14 protein-coding genes are annotated in these 21,117 nt (G+C 57.1%); 7 read left to right on the top strand and 7 right to left on the bottom strand.

All coding sequences use genetic code 11. The features are described 5' to 3' along the window. The first annotated feature begins 115 nt into the window (after positions 1–115). The 3 genes from dld (at position 116) to ACO6VX_RS08510 (ending at position 6,210) form a co-directional block, all read left to right on the top strand. On the top strand, positions 116–1,819 hold the full coding sequence (dld, locus tag ACO6VX_RS08500; RefSeq protein ID WP_010260312.1) for a D-lactate dehydrogenase: 1,704 nt from the start codon (positions 116–118) through the stop codon (positions 1,817–1,819). Between the two features lie 293 nt (positions 1,820–2,112). Further along, entirely contained in the window at positions 2,113–3,510 is a 1,398-nt protein-coding gene (gene chiP, locus ACO6VX_RS08505; RefSeq protein WP_346549797.1) for a chitoporin ChiP, read from the top strand. A 48-nt stretch (positions 3,511–3,558) separates the two neighbouring features. Further along, complete coding sequence (locus ACO6VX_RS08510; protein ID WP_422458076.1) at positions 3,559–6,210, top strand: beta-N-acetylhexosaminidase; 2,652 nt, start codon at positions 3,559–3,561, stop codon at positions 6,208–6,210. Positions 6,211–6,536: 326 nt separating this feature from the next. On the opposite strand, the gene ACO6VX_RS08515 is transcribed toward ACO6VX_RS08510, so the two are convergent. The 3 genes from ACO6VX_RS08515 to ACO6VX_RS08525 form a co-directional block, all read right to left on the bottom strand. Further along, entirely contained in the window at positions 6,537–8,984 is a 2,448-nt protein-coding gene (locus tag ACO6VX_RS08515; RefSeq protein WP_050680587.1) for a DUF3772 domain-containing protein, read from the bottom strand. 226 nt (positions 8,985–9,210) lie between these two features. Next, entirely contained in the window at positions 9,211–10,158 is a 948-nt protein-coding gene (pbpG, locus tag ACO6VX_RS08520) for a D-alanyl-D-alanine endopeptidase (RefSeq protein WP_010669685.1), read from the bottom strand. A gap of 178 nt (positions 10,159–10,336) precedes the next feature. Beyond that, entirely contained in the window at positions 10,337–10,924 is a 588-nt protein-coding gene (locus ACO6VX_RS08525; protein ID WP_010260296.1) for a Yip1 family protein, read from the bottom strand. A 205-nt stretch (positions 10,925–11,129) separates the two neighbouring features. On the opposite strand from ACO6VX_RS08525, the gene ACO6VX_RS08530 reads away from it, so the two are divergent. From ACO6VX_RS08530 to ACO6VX_RS08545, 4 genes are all read left to right on the top strand, one after another. Continuing rightward, positions 11,130–11,711 carry a DedA family protein gene (locus ACO6VX_RS08530; RefSeq protein WP_010260294.1) on the top strand — a complete coding sequence of 194 codons (582 nt, stop codon included), beginning with the start codon at positions 11,130–11,132 and terminating at the stop codon, positions 11,709–11,711. 231 nt (positions 11,712–11,942) lie between these two features. Continuing rightward, positions 11,943–13,757, top strand: a complete 1,815-nt coding sequence (locus ACO6VX_RS08535; protein ID WP_010260291.1) for a glycoside hydrolase family 15 protein — start codon at positions 11,943–11,945, stop codon at positions 13,755–13,757. A 214-nt stretch (positions 13,758–13,971) separates the two neighbouring features. Further along, positions 13,972–15,093 carry a L,D-transpeptidase family protein gene (locus ACO6VX_RS08540; protein WP_422458077.1) on the top strand — a complete coding sequence of 374 codons (1,122 nt, stop codon included), beginning with the start codon at positions 13,972–13,974 and terminating at the stop codon, positions 15,091–15,093. A gap of 187 nt (positions 15,094–15,280) precedes the next feature. Continuing rightward, positions 15,281–16,882, top strand: a complete 1,602-nt coding sequence (locus ACO6VX_RS08545; RefSeq protein ID WP_422458078.1) for an inorganic phosphate transporter — start codon at positions 15,281–15,283, stop codon at positions 16,880–16,882. 21 nt (positions 16,883–16,903) lie between these two features. On the opposite strand, the gene ACO6VX_RS08550 is transcribed toward ACO6VX_RS08545, so the two are convergent. The 4 genes from ACO6VX_RS08550 to ACO6VX_RS08565 all read right to left on the bottom strand — a co-directional run bounded on the left by ACO6VX_RS08550 (position 16,904) and on the right by ACO6VX_RS08565 (position 21,104). Beyond that, positions 16,904–18,091 carry an MFS transporter gene (locus ACO6VX_RS08550; protein WP_010260279.1) on the bottom strand — a complete coding sequence of 396 codons (1,188 nt, stop codon included), beginning with the start codon at positions 18,089–18,091 and terminating at the stop codon, positions 16,904–16,906. Between the two features lie 70 nt (positions 18,092–18,161). Beyond that, entirely contained in the window at positions 18,162–19,112 is a 951-nt protein-coding gene (gene dusC, locus ACO6VX_RS08555) for a tRNA dihydrouridine(16) synthase DusC (RefSeq protein WP_022626007.1), read from the bottom strand. A gap of 2 nt (positions 19,113–19,114) precedes the next feature. Next, complete coding sequence (rhlE, locus tag ACO6VX_RS08560) at positions 19,115–20,494, bottom strand: ATP-dependent RNA helicase RhlE (protein WP_422458079.1); 1,380 nt, start codon at positions 20,492–20,494, stop codon at positions 19,115–19,117. A gap of 217 nt (positions 20,495–20,711) precedes the next feature. Next, the gene (locus ACO6VX_RS08565) at positions 20,712–21,104 is read right to left on the bottom strand and encodes a YbhQ family protein (RefSeq protein ID WP_010669681.1); all 393 of its coding nucleotides are present in this window, start codon (positions 21,102–21,104) and stop codon (positions 20,712–20,714) included. Positions 21,105–21,117 lie beyond the last annotated feature (13 nt).

The raw sequence follows: 21,117 nt of genomic DNA on the forward strand, positions 1-21,117 counted from the left end.
ACAGGCGGCAGTGTGCCACAAGATGAGAATAGCAGGTAGCTGCCGCTGTCACACTGCGTTGAGGTGAGTTGACGTGCTACAGTTAGGACGCACTGATAAGACAAGGGAATTGCTCATGATACAAACCTCTGCCCTGCTTTCTGACCTGCGCCGCCTGGTCGGCCCCACCCATCTGCTGACTGAACCTGAACAGACCGCGCGCTATCGCAAAGGCTTTCGCTCCGGCGAAGGCGAGGCGCTGGCGGTGGCGTTTCCCGGTACGCTGCTGGAGCTCTGGCGGGTACTGCAAACGCTGGTAAATGCCGATGTCATTATCCTGATGCAGGCGGCGAATACCGGCCTGACCGAAGGCTCGACGCCGCATGGCGACGATTACGATCGTCCGCTGGTGATTGTCAGCACCCTGCGGCTGGATAAGCTTCAGCTGATCGACGAAGGCCAGCAGGTGCTGGCGTTCCCCGGCAGCACACTCTATCAGCTGGAAAAAGCGCTGAAGCCGCTGGGGCGTGAACCCCACTCGGTGATTGGCTCCTCCTGCATTGGTGCCTCGGTGCTGGGCGGCATCTGTAATAACTCCGGCGGATCGCTGATCAAGCGCGGACCGGCCTACAGTGAAATGGCGCTGTTTGCCCAGATTGATGCGCAGGGAAAACTGAAGCTGGTGAACCATCTCGGTATCGATCTTGGGACGTCACCGGAAGAGATTCTGGGGCGGCTGGATGATGACCGCTGGCAGCCCAAAGATGTGCAGCACGATGGCCGTCACGCCTCCGATCATGAATATGCCGACCGGGTTCGTGAAGTGGATGCGGATACGCCCGCCCGCTATAACGCCGATGCGCGTCGCCTGTTTGAAGCCTCCGGTTGTGCCGGGAAACTGGCGGTCTTCGCGGTGCGACTCGATACCTTCGCCAGCGAACCGCAGCAGCAGGTGTTTTACATCGGCACCAACGAGCCCGGCGTTCTCAGCGATATCCGCCGTCACATGCTGGCGCATTTCACCCATCTGCCGGTGGCGGGCGAATATATGCACCGCGACATCTATGACATTGCGGAAGTCTACGGCAAAGATACCTTCCTGATGATCGACAAGCTGGGCACCGACAAGATGCCGCTGTTTTTCACGCTGAAGGGGCGGGTTGATGCCTGGCTGAGCAAACTCTCCTTCGTTAAACCGCACTTCAGCGATCGCCTGTTGCAGCGCCTGAGTAAACTGTTTCCGGCGCATCTGCCGAAACGCATGAAGCAGTATCGCGACAAATATGAACACCATCTGATGCTGAAGATGTCTGGCGACGGCGTGGCGGAAGCGCGTAACTATCTGCGCGACTACTTCCGTGAAGGCGGTGGCGAATTCTTCGAGTGTGAAGGCAAAGAAGGTGCGCACGCCTTTCTGCATCGCTTCGCAGCGGCGGGTGCGGCAGTGCGCTACCACGCGGTGCATTCTGATGAGGTCGAGGACATTCTGGCGCTGGATATCGCCCTGCGTCGTAATGATGCGGACTGGTTCGAAACCCTGCCCGATGAGATCCGCGCCTCGCTGAGCCATCGTCTCTACTATGGTCACTTCTTCTGTCATGTGTTTCATCAGGATTACATCGTCAGAAAAGGCGTCGATGTGCATGCGCTCAAAGCGCAGATGCTGGAGATTCTTCAGGCGCGGGGCGCGGAATATCCCGCTGAACATAACGTCGGACATCTCTATCAGGCCAAACCGCAGCTGGCGGCGTTCTATCGCCAGCTCGATCCCACTAACAGCTTCAACCCTGGGATTGGCAAAACCAGCAAGCAAAAGGGATGGGCGGTGAAGCAGGTTTAATCGCCTTATCGGTCAGCCTGCTTATCTGAGCAGGCTGATTGTCATACAACCGGGAAGCCCGTTCACACCGCCAGCCTCCCGTTTCAGCAGTCCTGCCAATAGCTAACATCTTCATCAGAAAATTAATCTCCCCTCCCATATTGCACCTGCTTTATTTTATCTCATCGGGTTCTGCGCAATAGTTCACAAATCACCACGCTGCTAATTGATAATTCGCGTCGCGAAAAATAGATTACCGCCACAATAATAATATTCTGCTTAATTATCCGGATTGCATTCAGGGAGGAATAATCATGCGAAAAATTAATTACGCGTTAGCGTTAATTGAAATAGCCACCGCATTAATAGCGTTAACTGCAATAAGTTCATCAGCGGCCTACGCCAGCGGATTTATTGAGGACTCATCGCTGAAAGGTAATGTTTTTTACTGGCAGCGTCAGCGAGATCGCAGAGACACCGATCCCGCCAGTGAATATCAGGGGCACTATCGGGCTAATTTACATCATGCCTCGCTCAACAGTAATCTCGACTATCAGTCAGGCTATGCCGGAGAGTGGATTGGTCTGGACCTCGCCATTTTCGGTGCTGCTGAGCTTTCCAACAGCGGCCCCGCCGCACCCAATGAAATTGGCTTCAGTAAGGCGCGTACCCGCTGGGATGAAAAGTGGAATGGCGACAGCGGCGGTGCTTCTGTTTATAAAGCCGCACTGAAATTAAAATATAACGATTACTGGTTGCGTGCCGGTTATATTCAGCCAACCGGCCAGACAATTATTGCGCCACACTGGAGTTTCTTACCCGGAACCTATCGCGGCGTCGAAGTCGGTGCACTGTATGATTTCCAGCAGGCCGGGGCATTATCACTCTCCTGGATGTGGAGCGATAAATATAAAGCGCCCTGGTATCGTGACTTATATGATTTTCGTCAGGCTGATGGCAAAACCCCTGTCAGCTACCTGCATTCGTTCGGTATGAAATATGACTTCAAAAATAACCTGGTGCTTGAGGGCGCATTTGGCCAGGCGGCGGATTATATGGATCAATATTTTGCCAAAGCCTCGTGGTCAGCCACGCCTGCCGGCAATGCACTTTACACCAGCTATCAGTTTTACGGGGCACACGACAAAGTATCGGGGGGTGCCGCTAATCCCCGTGATGTCTATGACGGCCTGGCCTGGTTACAGGCGATCACGGTCGGCTATACCGTCGGCCCGGTTGATCTGCGACTCGAAGGCAGCTGGGTCAAAGCAGAGGGGAATCAGGGCTTCTTTTTGCAGCGCATGACGCCAGGCTACGCCAGTTCCAATGGACGACTGGATATCTGGTGGGATGCCCGTTCCGACTGGAACGCTAATGGCGAAAAAGCGATCTTTGCCGGGGCGATGCTCGACTTAACGCCATGGCAGCTGGCGGGATGGAAAGTGGGCGCATCGTACGTCTGGGGCTGGGATGCCAGACCCGCCACGCTGCCCACCATTGACCAGAGCCAGCGGCTGAAAGAGTCCGCCTGGAACCTTGATCTGATCTATCAAATCCAGCAGGGCCGCGCCAAAGATACCCTGTTAAAACTGCATTACACCCGCTACGACAATCACAGCAATCTGCCCAGTTACAGCGGCGGTTACGGCAATATTTTTCAGGACGAGAAGGACATCAAATTTATGGTTATCGTGCCGTTTACGCTGTTCTGACGCCCTGCAGACTCCCGGATATCTCTTCAGCAGCAAGGATGAATCATTATGTTTAAGTTAAGCCTTATCGCGCTCACTCTGCTGGGCGTTGCAGCCACAGGTCACGCCAGCTCGTCAGCGCAGCAGGTGGTGAATCAGATCAGCCAGTTTGGCGTCACTTATCAGGTGAACGATAATCAGGCCGCCCTTCATGGCACCGACTGCGCTGCGCTGGGTGCCGACTATGCCGCCTGCAATCGCGCCACCATTACCCTGAACAATAACGGCCCAGCCCTGACCGACAAACACTGGGCAATCTACATGAGCAACGTCCACCAGACCCTGCGTGTCGATAACGATCAGTTTAAAATGACCCATCTGGTCGGCGACCTGACCCGGCTGGAGCCGACTGAGAAGTTCACCGGCATTGGCGCGGGCGAATCGGTGCAGATTCCGATCGTTAACGAATACTGGCAGCTGTTTGCCACGGATGTGATGCCGCGCTGGTATGTGACGTCCGGGCAGGACACCCCCAAAATTATTGCCAGCACCGATCATGAAGATCCCAGCCAGTTTGTGTTGCCGTTGGGGGATAACTGGCGACGCAGTGCCGATGACCGGAATATCCTGATGCAACCCGCCAGCCGGTTTGATAAAAACAGCGACGTTGCCACCCTGCCCGCTTCCGCGCTGCGCGGTCAAATCACACCCACGCCGCTTGAGGTGAAACTGCGTCCGCAGGATGCCGATCTCAGCCGTGGCGTCAGTCTGTCTCTGACCGGGCTGACCCGTGAAACCGGTGAGGCGGTAAAGCAGCGTCTGGCCCTGCTCGGCCTGAAAGAATCGCCTGATGGATTTGCTATCAGGACGCAGATCAAACCCGATCACTTCAGTGGCAAACAGGCTAAACCGGGCGCATACGATCTGGATATCACCCCACGCCGTGCCATTGTGGTGGGCTACGATGCTGCCGGTGCGTTCTACGGTCTGATGTCGATTCTCTCGCTGATCCCTACAGAAGGCACGCCGCGTATTGCCACGCTGGAAGCCCATGATGCGCCACGCTTTGCCTATCGCGGCGCGTTTCTTGACGTTGCCCGTAACTTTCACACTAAGCAGGCGGTCATGCGGCTGCTTGATCAGATGGCGGCCTGGAAGATGAACCGCTTCCACTTTCACCTTAGTGACGATGAGGGCTGGCGGATTGAGATTCCCGGCTTACCGGAATTGACTGACGTGGGGGCTAAACGCTGCCATGACCTGAGCGAACAGCGCTGCCTGCTGCCGCAGCTTGGTTCCGGTCCGTTCAGCGATAACAACGGCAGCGGCTATTTTAGCCGTGCCGACTATATCGAGATTGTGAAGTATGCCCAGGCCCGCCACATCCAGGTGATCCCGGAAATCGATATGCCCGCCCATGCCCGTGCCGCCGTCATCGCCATGGAAGCGCGCTATCAGCGGCTGATGAAGGAGGGACAATCTGAACAGGCCAGTGCGTATCGCCTGATCGATCCCACCGACGACTCTAATACCACCTCGGTGCAGCTCTATGACCGCACCAGCTATCTCAATCCCTGCATTGCGGGTTCGCAGCGGTTTGTCGATAAAGTGATCGGTGAAGTTCAGGCGATGCACCGGGAAGCGGGACAGCCGCTCGGCGTCTGGCATTTTGGCGGTGACGAAGCGAAGAATATCCGGCTGGGTGCTGGCTACTCGGATAAACGCGACCCTAAACCGGGCACCGGTCTGCGCGACTGGAGTAAAGAAGATCTGCCGTGGGCGAAATCGCAGGTTTGTCAGGCGCTGGTGAAGAGCGGCCAAGTGGACGATCTGGCGCACCTGCCGAGCTACTTTGCCCTGACCGTCAGTGACATCGTTAACCGACACGGTATTGGCAAAATGCAGGCCTGGCAGGATGGTTTAAAACATGCCAAAGATTCAGCAGCCTTTGCCACACCGCGCGTCGCGGTCAACTTCTGGGACACCCTCTACTGGGGCGGTTTTGACACAGCCAGCGACTGGTCACAGAAAGGTTACGACGTGGTGATCTCCAGCCCCGACTATCTCTATCTGGATTTTCCGTATGAAGTTAACCCGCTGGAACGCGGCTATTACTGGGGCACGCGCTTCAACGACGAGCGCAAAATCTTTGGCTTCGCGCCGGACAACCTGCCGCAGAATGCTGAAACCTCGGTGGATCGCGACGGCAACTTTTTCAGCGCCAAATCAGAGAAGCTCTGGAGCGGTGCTTACGGCATTTCGGCCCAGCTGTGGAGCGAAACGGTGCGCACTGACGCTCAAATGGAGCACATGATCTATCCTCGCCTGTTTGCAGTAGCGGAACGAAGCTGGCACCGCGCCAGCTGGGAGCAGGATTACAAGGCAGGTCAGGAGTATGTAGGGGGTAAAACCCATCTGGTCGATCAGCAGGCGCGTCTGAATGACTGGCAGAGATTTGCCAATCTGCTGGGACAGCGGGAACTGGCGAAGCTGGATAAGGCGGGCATCGATTATCGCCTGCCGGTGCCGGGAGCCAGAATCGTTGATGGCATCCTGTCGATGAACGTGGCCCTACCGGGCGTTACGCTGGAGTACAGCCTGGACAAGGGCACAAACTGGCAGCGCTACGATGCCACCAGACCGCCGCAGGTCAGCGGTGCGGTGGCAATTCGCTCGGTGAGCCGCGACGGGCAGCACACAAGCCGCGTTGAATCCCTGTAGAAAGCGAAGTCTGAACGGGCTGAGAAGCCAGCGTTTGAACATAAAAAAAGGCCGACAGAAGTCGGCCCTTTGATTGCTGCCAATCCTGAAGCAGGGTGAATCTGGCAGCAATGAAGAAACTTAATGCGCTGGGAACACGGTCAGAAGAGGAAAGCGTCCCACGCCAGGGATGGCGTGGGCCGAGCATGTCATGGATGACAGCTTTTGCGTCTTTCCGATCTGACCGTGTTCCCTGTGCCAGCTCGATTACACAGCTAACCGGGCCACACTGTATTTACCATCTGAGCCGACAGAAGTCGGCCTTTACACACCTAAACCTGGCTCTCTTAAACCAGCTTCTCTTCGGGGACCGGCTCCGCACCCGCCATCTGCTGACGGCGCTCGATAATCATGGTTTGCGGTGTGGAGAGCAGAATACCCTCTTTACGCAGACGCGTCAGAATATCGAACAGCAGATCGCTCTTCGCCCCTGCGATCTGGCGCTGACCCGCCACGTTACCGGTGACGCTCAGTATAATTCCCTGCTGAGTCAGATCTTTAAACGAAACGGATGGCTCTGGCGTCTCCAGAATGCGTTCATTTTCGTTGTAGACCTCCAGCAGGATATCGCGCACTTTCGCCGGATCGATGTCGAGCGGGAACGTCAGCGTAATCGTGACCACCCCCTGCGCATTACCCATGGTGGCATTTCGCACGTTCTGCGAGATAAACTGCGAGTTCGGCACAATCACCGTGGATTTATCGCCCAGCTGGATCTCGGTAGCGCGCACGTTAATCCGGCGGATATCCCCTTCGATACCGCTGATGCTCACCAGATCGCCAACCTTCACTGGCCGCTCGGTCAACAGAATCAGCCCCGAAATAAAGTTCTTCACAATCTCCTGTAAGCCAAAACCGATACCTACCGACAAGGCACTGACGATCCAGGCCAGCTTATTCCACTGCAGGCCCATGATCGACAACGTCAGCAGGATAATCAGCACATAACCGATGTTGCTGAACAGCGTCACCAGCGACACCCGCATACCCACATCCATGGTGGTTTTCGGCAGAAAATCGGTGTCGAGCCAGCGGCGCACCGTTCGCAGTACATAGATGCCGACGATCAGGCAGATAATCGCATTCACCATGTGCGCCGGGACGATATTCAGGGATTCAAGTCCTTTACCGCCCCAGAACTCAATCACTTTTTGCAGCAGTTCAATCGGCGTTGAAGAGGCAAAGGTCCCGTTGACCAGCGCCAGCGCCACAACCAGCACCAGGAAGGTTTTACCGATAGCCGTCAGCAACGTAGCCGTTTGCTGCAGATGACGCTCATTGATGTTAAGCGAACTCTGAATGCGGCGACCGGTTGCGTTACTGGTCGAGAACAGGCTCTCACAGCCATCGTTAAGCAGATGACTGAGGAAGTAGAACGAACCAAACAGCAGGCCGCACCAGATCACTTCATAACTCAGGAAGCGCGCCAGCGTGACGTAACCGATGAGCAGCGACACCAGAATGGCGATGCCGGTCAGCGTCAGGCCCATCTGGATCAGTCCGACCAGCGTAGAGCGAGCCTCTGGTGGTGTGCCCGCCTGGGTCATACGGCGACGAACCCGGTTGGTGCGCATGCTGATCGCCAGCGCGGTAGTACCAATCAGCAGTGCCGTCAGCCCGTTGGCAAAAATGGTGGTATTCAGGCTGGTGCCGACGCTGTAGTTAAACGCTTCGACCGTCTGGAAGATAAAGACCAGCACGGCGGTAATCGGTGGAAACGGTTTTAACGCCATCGCCACTTCATTGGAGATGGTCGGTAAACGCCAGCTGGGTCGACGGGTAGAGAGGAAAGCGCGTCCCAGTCCGGCAATCAGGCCACAAAAGACACTGAGCCGAACCAGTTGATCCACAAAGTCCTGAACGTTTTCAGAAACCTCATCACGGCGGGTAAAGGCCAGGGCGATAAAGTTAAAGGTGAGGACGACAGCCACCAGGGTGGTCAGGGCTATCGCTGCCGCCAGAAAACTGCGGCGCAGCTTCCCTTCCGGCAGTTTGTGAATGCTGATCCAGGCCAGAAACTCTTCGCTGTAACGACGGCCAGCCGTCATCACCAGCATCGCAGCCAGCAGCCAGAAAACACTACCCACGCGCCAGCCCGGCTCCCATGAGAGTGCCGCGGTGTCCTGCAACTCCTGCAGGAATTCACCGATTTTCTCGCCATCCAGATCCTGACTATTGAGCAGCGGTGACCAGAAGCGCGGCCCCAGAATGGTGCCGGAGTTCAGCGCCAGCTGGCTTTTCAGCTGATCGCGGCGCAGGTTAACAATCTGCGAGGAGAGCATCAGCGCGCCATTTTTAATGCCTTCGGCCTGTTTGATCTGGTCGTCGAGTTTGCTTTTCTGACTCTCCAGCGCGTTACGCTTGCGCGTGACTTCCGACGTCTCTTTTACGCCGCTGTCGGCTTTAGGTGCCGGCCCCAGAACCTGCAACTGGGCTTCCAGTTGCTGGCGATCGGGGAGCAGCGCCTGGCCCAGCGTGTCGGCACTGCCTGAGAGCTCAAGCGCCATTTCATTCAGCTGAGTCAGCTTGTTTTCGCCAGCATCAACGGAGACCTGACTTTTGATTTTATCGAGGATCTTCTGCATTTTCGGCAGTTCAACCGCAGCATTCAGCTTCGGCGGAGCATCCTGTTCCTGAGCAGCAGTGGCCTTATCATCCGCGGCCAGCGTCAGCGCCGGGGCAAACGCCACCAGCGCCAGCATTAACAATGCAAAAAAGGATCGTAGCTTAAACATATGAGTAAGATTCCGGCAGCTTAAATCAGGCGATCGTCCCTCGCCAGTCGCGCGTAGTGTAGGGCTTTGCAAGGGATGGCAATATAGGAATAACGGGCATTTTTCGGGCTAATTCGGTGCAGACAGAAGCGTGAAAATCGCTGTACGCCTCTGCCTGCATCATCCCGGATACCCGCTCAGCCTGCAGGTAATGCCAGTGTCCGCAGCGCGCAACACCGGCTGTTTTCTACTCAACGTCGGCGCTGCTGGCCCCATTACTGGCAACCTGGCCCGACTTCTGTTTTTTATAGGCCAGTGCGGCAGCCGGCACCGGCGCCGCTTTACCGGTCTCAATCCAGCTGCGCAGACGGTTAGCGTCGGCGAAGTGGGTATATTTGCCAAAGGCATCCAGCACCACCAGCGCCACCGGACGATTATTAATCATGGTGCGCATCACCAGGCAGTGGCCAGCCTCATCGGTGTAACCGGTTTTGGTTAGCTGAATATGCCAGTCATCTTTATAGACCAGATGGTTGGTGTTGCGGAACGGCAGCGCATAGCTCGGATGGGCAAACACCGCCGTCTCCTCTTTAGTGGTGCTGAGCGCACCAAGCAGCGGATATTCCCGCGTCGCTTTGAGTAGTTTAACCAGATCCTGCGCGCTGGAGACGTTTTGCGTCGACAGGCCGGTTGGCTCCACGTAGCGGGTCTGTTTCATGCCCAGTGACCGCGCTTTCGCGTTCATCGCCCGGATAAAGGCGTTATAGCCGCCCGGATAAGCATGAGCCAGGCTGGCGGCGGCGCGGTTTTCTGAGGACATCAGCGCCAGCAGCAGCATATTCCGGCGGCTGATCTGGCTGTTGAGCTTAACGCGTGAGAATACACCCCGCATTTCCGGCGTCTGGCTGACATCGACGGTTATCATCTCGTTCATCGGCAGATGCGCATCCAGCACCACCATAGCAGTCATCAGCTTGGTGATGGAGGCAATGGGCCTGACCCGATCAGGGTGGCTTGAAAACAGCACTTTATTGGTCGTGAGATCGACAATCATCGCACTGCCAGAGGCGATCTGCGGCTGAGCAATCGGCGCCAGTTGCGACAGCGACGTCGTCGCCTGCGCCGGAAGTGAAACAATCTGCCCTGAAACGAGCAGCGCCAGCGAAAGCAGGGTAGAACGAATTTTTGCAGGCATCGTAGAAAAAACCCGGTTATGAATATGTACTGTGTCAGACCGACACAGGCCGCCCGCTTCAGTGAGGTCGGAGCGCGGGCTGGCGGCGATATCATACCCGTAAGGTTAAGAAATTTCCTGGTGAGAGTGTTTCCGGGCGTAAAAAGAGAACTGCCGCCAGAGCGGCGGCAGCGGTCGGTCAGAACAGATGCGGTCCATATCCCCACAGCACCACGGTTAATGCCAGTAATACTTCAAATACCAGCACGCCGATGGCCAGCGTTGAACCGGAAAAACGCAGACTCTCTTCGCGGTCGATATTAAGAAACAGTGGAATACCGATATAGAGCAGATAGCCGGTGTAGAGCAGCGCCAGGGCGCCCGCCAGCACGCAGAGCCAGACCAGCGGATAGAGTGCCACCAGCCCGCTGAGAAACAGCGGCGTGGCCACATAGCCCGCAAACACCGTACAGCGCTGTACGCCGGGGCGCTGCGGATAATCACGTGCCATCCAGTGAATCACGCGTCCCATTACCGCGACGCCACCCAGAATAATCAGATAGAACAGAATGCCAAGCCCAATCCCGGTCAACAGGTTGAGTTGCACATATTGCCCCTCTCCCAGATTCCAGCCCAGCTGAGTTGTGCCGATAAAGGCGCAGATCACCGGAATCGCCGCCATCAGCAGAACATGGTGGGTGTAATGGTGCGATACGCTCTCATTCTCTTGCTTGATATGACGCATTTCCTGATTCGGATGCGCCAGCAGACCCCAGACATGATTCATAGATTCACTCCTCTGATGCAGTGGGCCGCCCGATGATGCATCCGTCTTTGGGGGCAGCGTCCTCTCAAGTATAAACGGCAGCGAAACTTTCGTGGTGATCGGACAGAAAAACAGCATAAATAAACGGACCCATGAGGCACGGGCGGAAGCGAAGCCAAATCGCGTATAGACTGGAAGAAACAGTCACTGAACAGGGAGGGTCATTTTGCATCTGGATATCAACGCATTAATTACGCAGTACGGTTATCTGGCACTTTTTATTGGCTGTATCGCCGAGGGGGAAACATTTACGTTGCTGGGCGGCGTCGCCGCGCATGAGGGGCTGCTGCATTACGTGGGAGTGGTGCTGGCCGCGATGGGTGGCGGTATTGTCGGCGATCAACTGCTCTACTGGGTCGGTCGCCGCTGGGGCACGCAGATCCTGCGCCGCTTTAAAAAGCATCAGGATAAAGTGGTCAAGGCGAACCGCCTGATTAAACGCCGTCCCAGCCTGTTTGTGATTGGCGTGCGCTTTATGTATGGCTTTCGACTGATTGGCCCAATAATCATCGGGGCCAGCCGCCTCAATCCGATGAAATTTTTTATTCTTAACGTCATCGGGGCGGCCATCTGGGCGCTGATCTTTGTCACCCTGGGCTATTTCGCGGGCGGCATCATCGCGCCATGGCTGCATAAACTCGACCAGCATCTGAAGCATCTGCTGTGGCTGGTCGGCGCAGTGGTATTCGCCTTTGCGCTGCGCTGGGTGATTCGCCGCTGGCACAATCGTCGTGCCGATCAGGAATAAATGAACCACGGATTCGCCAGCAGACGCCACCCGCTATGAGAGTGAGCTGACCGGTGGTAAGGGTCGCCGACGCTGAGCAGCGCCAGGCGACCCTGCTGGCGATTTCCCATGTCTCACCCGCCCTCACCCCTTCCCTGCCTCATTCAACCGTACGTTAACCATCTGTGCCCAAACGAAGCCGCATCAGATGGCTCAGCTATAGTTAGGATGGACACTGACAGGGAGATGAGGATGAGTAAGGTAAAACGTAAGATTGAAGACCATGGCGTGATCGGAGATTTGCGCACCTGCGCACTGGTCGCGAATGATGGCACCATTGATTATCTCTGCTGGCCGGAACTCGACAGCCCGTCGGTCTTTGCCGCCCTGCTCGACAGCGATGATGCCGGGCTTTTCTCCCTGGCCCCTGACTGGCCCAATGCGCGACGTCAGCAGCTCTACCTGCCCGATACCAACATCCTGCAGACCCGCTGGCTGGATGATGAAGGCGTGGCGGAGATCACCGACTACATGCCGATTTGTGATGACAAGGACAAGCTGCCGCGTCTGATCCGGCGGGTCAAAATGGTTCGCGGCAGCGCGACCTTTAGCCTGCGCTGTTCACCGCGTCACGACTATGCCCGGGCGCAGACCCGCGCAGAGGCGCACAACGGCTGTATCGATTTTCATGCCGAGGGCCAGCCGTCGCTGCGCCTCGCCGCCAGCGTGGCGATGACGCTGGAAGATGAAAGTGCTACCGCCCTCTTCACGTTACAACCCGGTGAACATGCGCAGTTTGAATTTGGCAGCGTGGATGATGCGCATATCGAAGCGCTGACCACCGAACACTGCTTTGAAGAGACGCTGAACTACTGGCGACGCTGGAGCGCCCACAGTAACTATCAGGGACGCTGGCGCGAAATGGTGCAGCGTTCGGCGCTGGTCCTCAAACTGCTGACCTCACATCAGCACGGCTCTATTGCGGCAGCAGCGACCTTTGGCCTGCCCGAAGAGCTGGGCGGTGAACGCAACTGGGACTATCGCGCCTCCTGGATCCGTGACGCCTCGTTCAGCATGTATGCCCTGATGCGGCTGGGCTATATCGATGAAGCCAAACACTTTACCCACTGGGTTGGTCGCTGCGTTGAAAACAGCCATCACGATGAGATGCGCCTGCAGGTCATGTACCGGCTGGACAGCGGCACCGAACTGCACGAGATGGAGCTGCTGAATCTCTCCGGCTATGCCGACTCCCGTCCGGTGCGCATCGGCAATGACGCCTGGCAGCAGACACAGCTCGACATCTATGGCGAGCTGATGGATGCGGTCTATCTGGCCAATAAATATGGTGAGGCGATCTCCCAGCGCGGCTGGGAACATGTCGTCAAAATGATCGACTGGCTGTGTGATAACTGGGATCAGCCCGATGCCGGTATCTGGGAGATGCGCGGTGAACCGGAACATTTCCTGCACTCGCGTCTGATGTGCTGGGTGGCGATGGATCGCGCGCTGCGTCTGGGCATGAAGCGATCGCTGCCGATGCCTTATGAACGCTGGGATCGGGCGCGCCGGGAGATCCGCGAAGATATCTGGGCTAACTTCTGGAACAGTGAGCGGGGTCACTTCTCTTCGACCCGTCATGGCGAACATCTCGACGCCTCAATGCTGCTGATGCCGCTGGTGCGTTTTGTGGGAGCCACCGACCCGGACTGGATTGCCACGCTGGATGCGATCAAAACCAATCTGGTCAGCGACGGTATGGTGCGCCGTTACAATACGCATGAGACGCCCGCCGATGGCCTGAAAGGCTCAGAAGGGTCGTTCGGAGCCTGCTCCTTCTGGTATGTCGAGTGTCTGGCGCGCGCGGGCCGGATTCAGGAAGCGCATTTTGAATTTGAAAAGTTGCTGAGCTACGCCAATCCACTGGGCCTCTACGCGGAGGAGTTTGACAGCCACGGCCATGCGCTGGGCAACACGCCGCAGGCGCTGACCCATCTGGCGTTAATCAGTGCCGCCTTTTTCCTGAACCGCAAACTCAGCGGCGAACAAACGCAGTGGCAACCTTAGTCAGGCATAACCCCGGAAAGCCCCATTTTTAGCGCCCTGCTTTACGGAAATGCGCTAACATCCGCGGTGAATTTACGTAAAGTATTGCAGGCAGGTTAAAATCCCGATTCACAACGTCAGATTAATGAACATATAATGCGCAGCAGGTCACATTGGCCAGCATGAATTCGACACACTGAACAGCCTGAAATATGGCGATAAAGAATTGTAAAATATGAAAATCATTCGCGCTTTCGCTTCAATCGCACTGGCTCTGGCGGCCTTCAGCCAGTCAGCCTTTGCTGTGGTTTACCCGTTACCGCCGGCCAACAGTCGTCTGATCGGCGAAAATATCGAAATTACTGTCCCTGAAGACAGCAAACTGCCGCTGGAAGCTTTTGCGGCGCAGTACCAGATGGGCCTCAGCAATATGCTGGAAGCCAATCCGGGCGTTGACGTTTATCTGCCTAAGGCTGGCAGCAAAATGATCATCCCACAGCAGCTGATCCTGCCAGACGCACCGCGTGAAGGCATTGTGATTAACAGCGCGGAGATGCGTCTTTACTACTATCCGAAAGGCAGCAAAACCGTGGTGGTGTTGCCTATTGGTATCGGTGAACTGGGTAAAGATACCCCGATTAACTGGACCACAGCGGTAGAACGTAAAAAAGATGGCCCGACCTGGACGCCAACCAAAGGCATGCATGCGGATTACGCGGCGCGCGGTGAAACCCTGCCAGCGGTCTTCCCGCCAGGCCCGGATAACCCGATGGGCCTGTATGCGCTCTATATCGGTCGTCTCTATGCGATTCACGGCACCAACGCCAACTTCGGTATCGGCCTGCGCGTGAGCCATGGTTGTGTGCGTCTGCGCGCTGACGATATTAAATGGCTGTATCAGAACGTGCCGGTCGGCACGCGCGTACAGTTTGTTGATCAGCCGGTAAAAGCGACCGTGGAGCCAGACGGTTCACGGTATGTAGAAGTGCATAACCCGCTGTCGACCACCGAAGAGCAGTTCAACTCGCGTGAGCTGGTGCCGATTACGCTGAATCAGGCGGTGAGCAAAGTTCTGGTTGGTGCCAGCGTCAATCAGGATCAGGTTAATGGCGCGATTCAGGGCCGTACCGGTATGCCAGTAAAAGTGAACGGCGTGGAGAACAACATCCAGACTGCGCCAGTTCCGATGCCGGAAAACCCGCAGGCTGTGCCACAGGAAGAGCCAATGACGCCAGTCACCCCTCAGGGTGCAAACAGTGATGCCGCGCAGCCACAGCAGCCGGCCACTGAGCCAGCCGCACCGGCCGCTCCGGTAACACCAGCAGCCCCTGCAGCCGCGGCCAATACCAGCTCGTAATTGCCGCCCTGCTTTCAGAAGCCAGCGCCTGTCGCTGGCTTTTTTATTGCCTGCGTTTCCGCGTTTTTCCCCGCACTCCGCTCAGAATGCCCCGTCCGACGATCATTAATCTGTCATATAAAGCGCGTATCACACTGCGTTGACCCGGTGCAAATCAGCATCCGGCATCAGCCACCAGAGGTACACCATGAGCGAAAACAGTCTCTCCTCCTCATCAGCCCGAGGTCGCCCCGATTTCAACGGCAAAAATAGCCGTTTCAGTAAACCGCTGTTCTTTATTCTGCTGGTTGCCGGACTGGCGTTCGCTGGCCTCAATCTGGTCAGCGATGTTGAAGAGACCAATATGCCGGTCACCAGCTATCTGCCGTTCTTTCTGCTGGGGCTGGCACTGCTGATTGCGCTCGGCTTTGAGTTCGTGAATGGCTTTCACGATACCGCCAATGCCGTGGCGACCGTGATCTACACCCATTCGCTGACGCCCGGCGTCGCGGTGGTCTGGTCCGGTTTCTGTAACTTTCTGGGTGTGCTGCTCTCCAGCGGCGTGGTGGCGTTTGGCATTATCTCACTGCTGCCGGTGGAGTTGATCCTGCAGGCCAGCAGCGGCAGCGGGTTTGCCATGGTCTATGCGCTGCTCTTCTCAGCGATTATCTGGAACCTGGGCACCTGGTATTTAGGGCTGCCGTCGTCGTCGTCCCATACGCTGATCGGATCGATCATCGGCGTCGGCGTTGCCAATGCGATGCTGCACGGACGCAGCGGTCTGAGCGGGGTTGACTGGGATCAGGCACTGAAGGTCGGCTATGCACTGCTGCTGTCGCCGGTGGTCGGCTTTGTCTGCGCCGGGATGCTGCTGTGGGTGATGAAACTGTTTATCCGCAATCGCCAGCTTTATCAGGCGCCGGAAAGCAATCAGCCGCCACCGGTCTGGATCCGCGGCCTGCTGATCCTGACCTGTACCGGCGTGTCGTTTGCGCACGGCTCCAACGATGGTCAGAAAGGGATGGGGCTGATTATGCTGATCCTGGTGGGCACCATGCCGATCGCCTACGCCCTGAATCGATCGCTGCCACCCGATCAGATCCCGCGCGTCGCGGCGCTGAACGAAGTGACCGCCCATCAACTGCTGCAACTGCAACCCGCTTCGGCGAACCCTCCTCCGGCCCGTGAGGTACTGACCGGCTTTGTTGGCAGCAACAGCATGAATCCCGACGTGCTGCCCGCGCTGGCGATGACGCTGCGCGAAGTCGGCGATGAGATTCGTCGTTACGGTTCAATGGAAAACATTCCAGCTCAGGCGGTGACCAATACCCGCAACCAGATGTATCTGGCGTCAGAATCGATCAAGCATCTGCAGAGCGCCGAGGTCAGACTGCCGCAGGAGACGGAACGCAACCTTAAGGCAGTGAAAACGGAACTCGACAGCGCCACCCGTTTTATTCCGATGTGGGTGAAAGTGGTGGTGGCGATTGCGCTGGGACTGGGCACCATGGTCGGCTGGCGCCGGATTGTGGTCACAGTGGGAGAACGGATCGGTAAAACCCATCTGAGCTATGCTCAGGGCGCCAGCGCCGAACTGGTGGCGATGATGACCATTGGCGCGGCAGACGGTTTCGGTTTACCGGTTTCTACCACCCACGTGCTCTCATCCGGCGTGGCGGGCACCATGGCGGCGAATCGTTCCGGCTTGCAGCTCTCGACGCTGCGTAACCTGGCCGTCGCCTGGATTTTAACGCTGCCGGTTTCTGTTCTGCTCTCTGCCCTGCTCTACTGGGCGTTCAGCCATTTTTAACGGTCTGCGGCTTATCGTCATTCAGGCGATAAGCCGCTGCTGCCAGTAAAGCCGCAGGGTAATCAGCAGCGCTCCCAGCACCATCAACGCCGCCGCCAGATAGACTGACTGCATCCCCCAGTGACCGATAAGCAATCCCGCCACCGGGCCGGTTAAACCCAGGCCCAGATCGAGAAAAGCGGAATAGGTGCCCAGCGCAGAGCCCTGATCCTGGCGCTCAACCCGTTTAACCGCCTCAACGCCCAGCGCCGGAAAGACCAGCGAAAATCCGCTGCCGGTGAGGAATGCGCCCGCCCCTACCAGCCAGGCGCTGTCCGCCTGCCAGATAATCAGCAGTCCCAGGCACTCCAGCAGGAAAGAGAAGAGCGACACACGCAGCCCGCCGAAACGGGTAATAAAGCGACCAAACCCCAGACGCACCAGCACAAAACCCAGGCTGAACAGCGTCAGCGCATAGGCCGCGCCCTGCCAGTCACGGCTGGCAAAATAGAGGGTGATAAAGGTGGCGATAACGCCAAAACCGATGGTGCCGAAGCCCAGCGCCAGGCCATAAAGCCAGACGCGCGAAAAGACGCGGTGAAACGGAATGCGCTCGCCCACACTGACCGTCACCGCCGGTTTGCGACTGGCCATCAGATAGCCCGCCACGCCCATCAGCGCAATCAGCCCGGCAAATCCACTCATACCAAATTCACTGTTCAGCAGCACACCCAGCGGTGCACCGACGGCCATTGCCAGATAGGTCGCAACACCGTTCCAGGAGATCACGCGCGCGGTCTGCATTGGCCCGACGATGTTCATACCCCACAGGGTAGAGCCGGTGCTGCTGAAGCTTTCACCTACGCCGAGAAACAGCCGCCCGATGGCCAGCAGCGCCAGACTCAGCCACGGCCAGCCGCTCAGCAGTGCGGCCACGATAGTCAGCACCCCGCTCATGCCGCAGCAGAGCAGTCCCAGCATCACCACCCGCTTTGGCCCAAGGCGATCGGCCAGACGGCCCGACTGCGGACGGCTGAGCAGCGTCGCAAAATATTGAATGCTGATAATCAGTCCGGCGATAAAGGAGCTGAAGCCAAGATGATTTTTGACGAAGCCTGGCAGCACGGCCAGCGGCAGTCCGACAGAGAGATAGCAGAAGAAGGTGAAGATAATAACAGAGAGGATTCGTTTGTTGAGCTGGCTGTTGCTCAACACAGCGGAGTCAGACATAGCAGGCAAGGGGTCCAGGAAATTTTTCCCACTATACCGTCAGGCCGCTAAGGGGTCGCCTGATTTTTTATCACAAACCATGAACATGTGCGTGACGATCAATCGCCTGTGCAATGTCGCCCGACGATTTTAACGCACGGATTTCGCTGAATAAGCCATCGGCTTCGCCATAGGCTTTGCGCAGATAACCGAGCCACTGTTTGATACGCGCCACGTGATAGAGGCCGGTATCGCCCTGCTTTTCCAGCCGGCTGTATTTCTGTAATAACCGCACCACATCAGGCCAGGCCATCGGCGGCTCGTTATATTTCACTACCCGGCTCAGGTTGGGGATGTTCAGTGCGCCACGGCCAATCATCACCGCATCGCAGCCGGTTACCGCCATACAGTGTTGCGCGCTTTGCCAGTCCCAGATTTCGCCATTAGCAATCACCGGAATGCGCAGCCGCTGACGAATGTCGCCAATCGCCTGCCAGTTGATCGCCTCTGCGCGATAGCCCTCTTCTTTAGTCCGCCCATGCACCGCCAGCTCGCTGGCACCGGCCTGTTGCACCGCATCGGCAATCTCCAGACTGCGGGCGCTGGAGTCCCAGCCGAGCCGCACTTTCACCGTTACCGGCAAATCTGCAGGCACCGCTTCACGCATCGCTTTCGCGCCGCGATAGATCAGATCGGGATCTTTAAGAAGAGTTGCGCCGCCTCCGCTGCCGTTGACCAGTTTAGAAGGACAACCACAGTTGAGATCCACACCCCATGAGCCCAGCTCCACCGCACGTGCGGCGTTCTCGGCTAACCATTCGGGATGCTGCCCCAGCAGCTGCATACGCACCCGCGTGCCGGAAGGCGTGCGGCTGGCGTTATGCAGTTCGGGGCAGAGACGGTAGAAAGATTTTACCGGCAGCAGTTGATCGACCACGCGCAAAAACTCAGTGATGCAGAGATCGTAGTCGTTCACTTCCGATAACAGCTGGCGCACCAGTGAATCCAGCACGCCCTCCATCGGTGCCAGTAAAACCCTCATACTCAGACGTTTCCGGTACGCTTCGCTGCTGCCGGACGACGCGGACGGGCTGCGGGCCTATCGCCCTGAGGAGCGGCCTGGCTCTGACGACGCGCCTGAGGACGCTTTTCGCCGGATGAAGATGAGCGCGATGCGCCTGCACCCTGTCCGCCCTGGCTGCGACCACGGCCGCCGCCACCGCCACCTGCACCACCGCGAGACTGCTGCTGACGACCGTTGATGATCGGCTCCGCTTTGATGCTCGGATCGGGTTCATAACCTTCAACGGCCAGACGCGGGATTTCACGCTTCAGCAGACGTTCGATATCACGCAGCAGTTTATGCTCATCGACGCAGACCAGTGACAGTGCGACACCGGTCGCCGCCGCACGGCCGGTACGGCCAATACGGTGAACGTAATCTTCGGCGACGTTAGGCAGCTCATAGTTCACGACGTGTGGCAGCTCTTCGATATCCAGGCCACGGGCCGCGATATCGGTGGCAACCAGGACGCGAATTCCGCCTGACTTAAAGTCGGCCAGCGCGCGGGTACGTGCACCCTGGCTCTTGTTGCCATGGATCGCGGCGGCGGAGATGCCATCTTTGCCCAGCTGCTCGGCAAGATGGTTCGCGCCGTGTTTGGTACGGGTAAAGACCAGCACCTGCTGCCAGTTGCCTTCGCCAATCAGCTGCGACAACAATTCACGCTTACGCTTCTTATCAACGAAAGCCACCTGCTGCGCGACCTGCTCGGAGGCGGTGTTGCGGCGAGCCACTTCAATCATTTCCGGGTTGGTCAGCAGTTTCTCAGCCAGGCCTTTGATCTCATCAGAGAAGGTGGCAGAGAACAGCAGGTTCTGACGTTTAGCCGGCAGACGCGCCAGTACGCGACGGATGTCGTGGATAAAGCCCATATCCAGCATACGGTCCGCTTCATCCAGCACCAGAATTTCGACCTGTGACAGGTCAACCGCATTCTGTTGTGCCAGATCCAGCAGGCGTCCAGGCGTTGCCACCAGGATATCGACGCCGCCACGCAGTTTTACCATCTGTGGATTGATGCTGACGCCACCAAACACCACCATGGAACGCAGCGAGAGATATTTGCTGTAGTCGCTGACGTTTTCGCCAACCTGCGCCGCGAGTTCACGGGTTGGGGTCAGGATCAGGGCGCGCACCGGGCGACGACCGCGGATGGGCGTGGCAGAGGCAGAGAGTTTTTGTAACATCGGTAAGGTAAAGCCGGCTGTTTTGCCGGTGCCGGTCTGGGCGCTCGCCAGCAGATCGCGGCCTGCCAGCACAACAGGAATCGCCTGGCGCTGGATAGGTGTGGGTTCGCTGTAGCCTTGTTCGGCGACCGCGCGCAAAATATCGGCACTCAGGCCGAGAGAGTCAAAAGACATTAAGTGATTTACTCCGGTCCGCTCTGACCGTGATTCACGGTGTAGTTTTCAGAGGGATAGTGACGCCAGCCAGGGCTGACGCGTGAAAAGGGCGCAAACTACGATGCGTAAGCGGGCGAGTGTAACAGCTTTGAGAGCAGTGTGCGAGATAGCTCACATTTCCTGACACAACTTAACCGCCTGAAAACAGGAAGGCCACCTTCCGGTGGCCTTCAACTTAACTACGTTTGTTTTCGATTCGTCGCGGTGGCTCTTTCACCAGCAGCGAGACCAGCGCCGGACCCAGCAACATCACTACGCCGAGACACGCCAGCAGCAGGTTGTTGTGGTAAATCCGCGACACCAGGAACAGTGTCATCATGGCGGCGCCAAAGTAGTAAGTGGTGGTCGCTTCTTCAAGATAATCGCCGAGAGTACGTAAACGGGCAATGCGCTGTGTCACCAGCATGGCAACAAAAACCAGTGCGTACATCGCCACCAGCGTACTGCAGACATCAACCAGCGCTTTGTGCTTCCAGCCCCAGATCAGTGCAGCGATCACCAGCAGATGCATAGCAATATGCAACAACGTTTGACCCGTGATAATTTGAATACGATTAGACCATTTCATTCAGTTCTCCTGG

The sequence above is a fragment of the Pantoea sp. BJFS-204 genome, from assembly GCF_049310725.1.
In the GTDB taxonomy this organism is placed as follows: domain Bacteria; phylum Pseudomonadota; class Gammaproteobacteria; order Enterobacterales; family Enterobacteriaceae; genus Pantoea; species Pantoea agglomerans.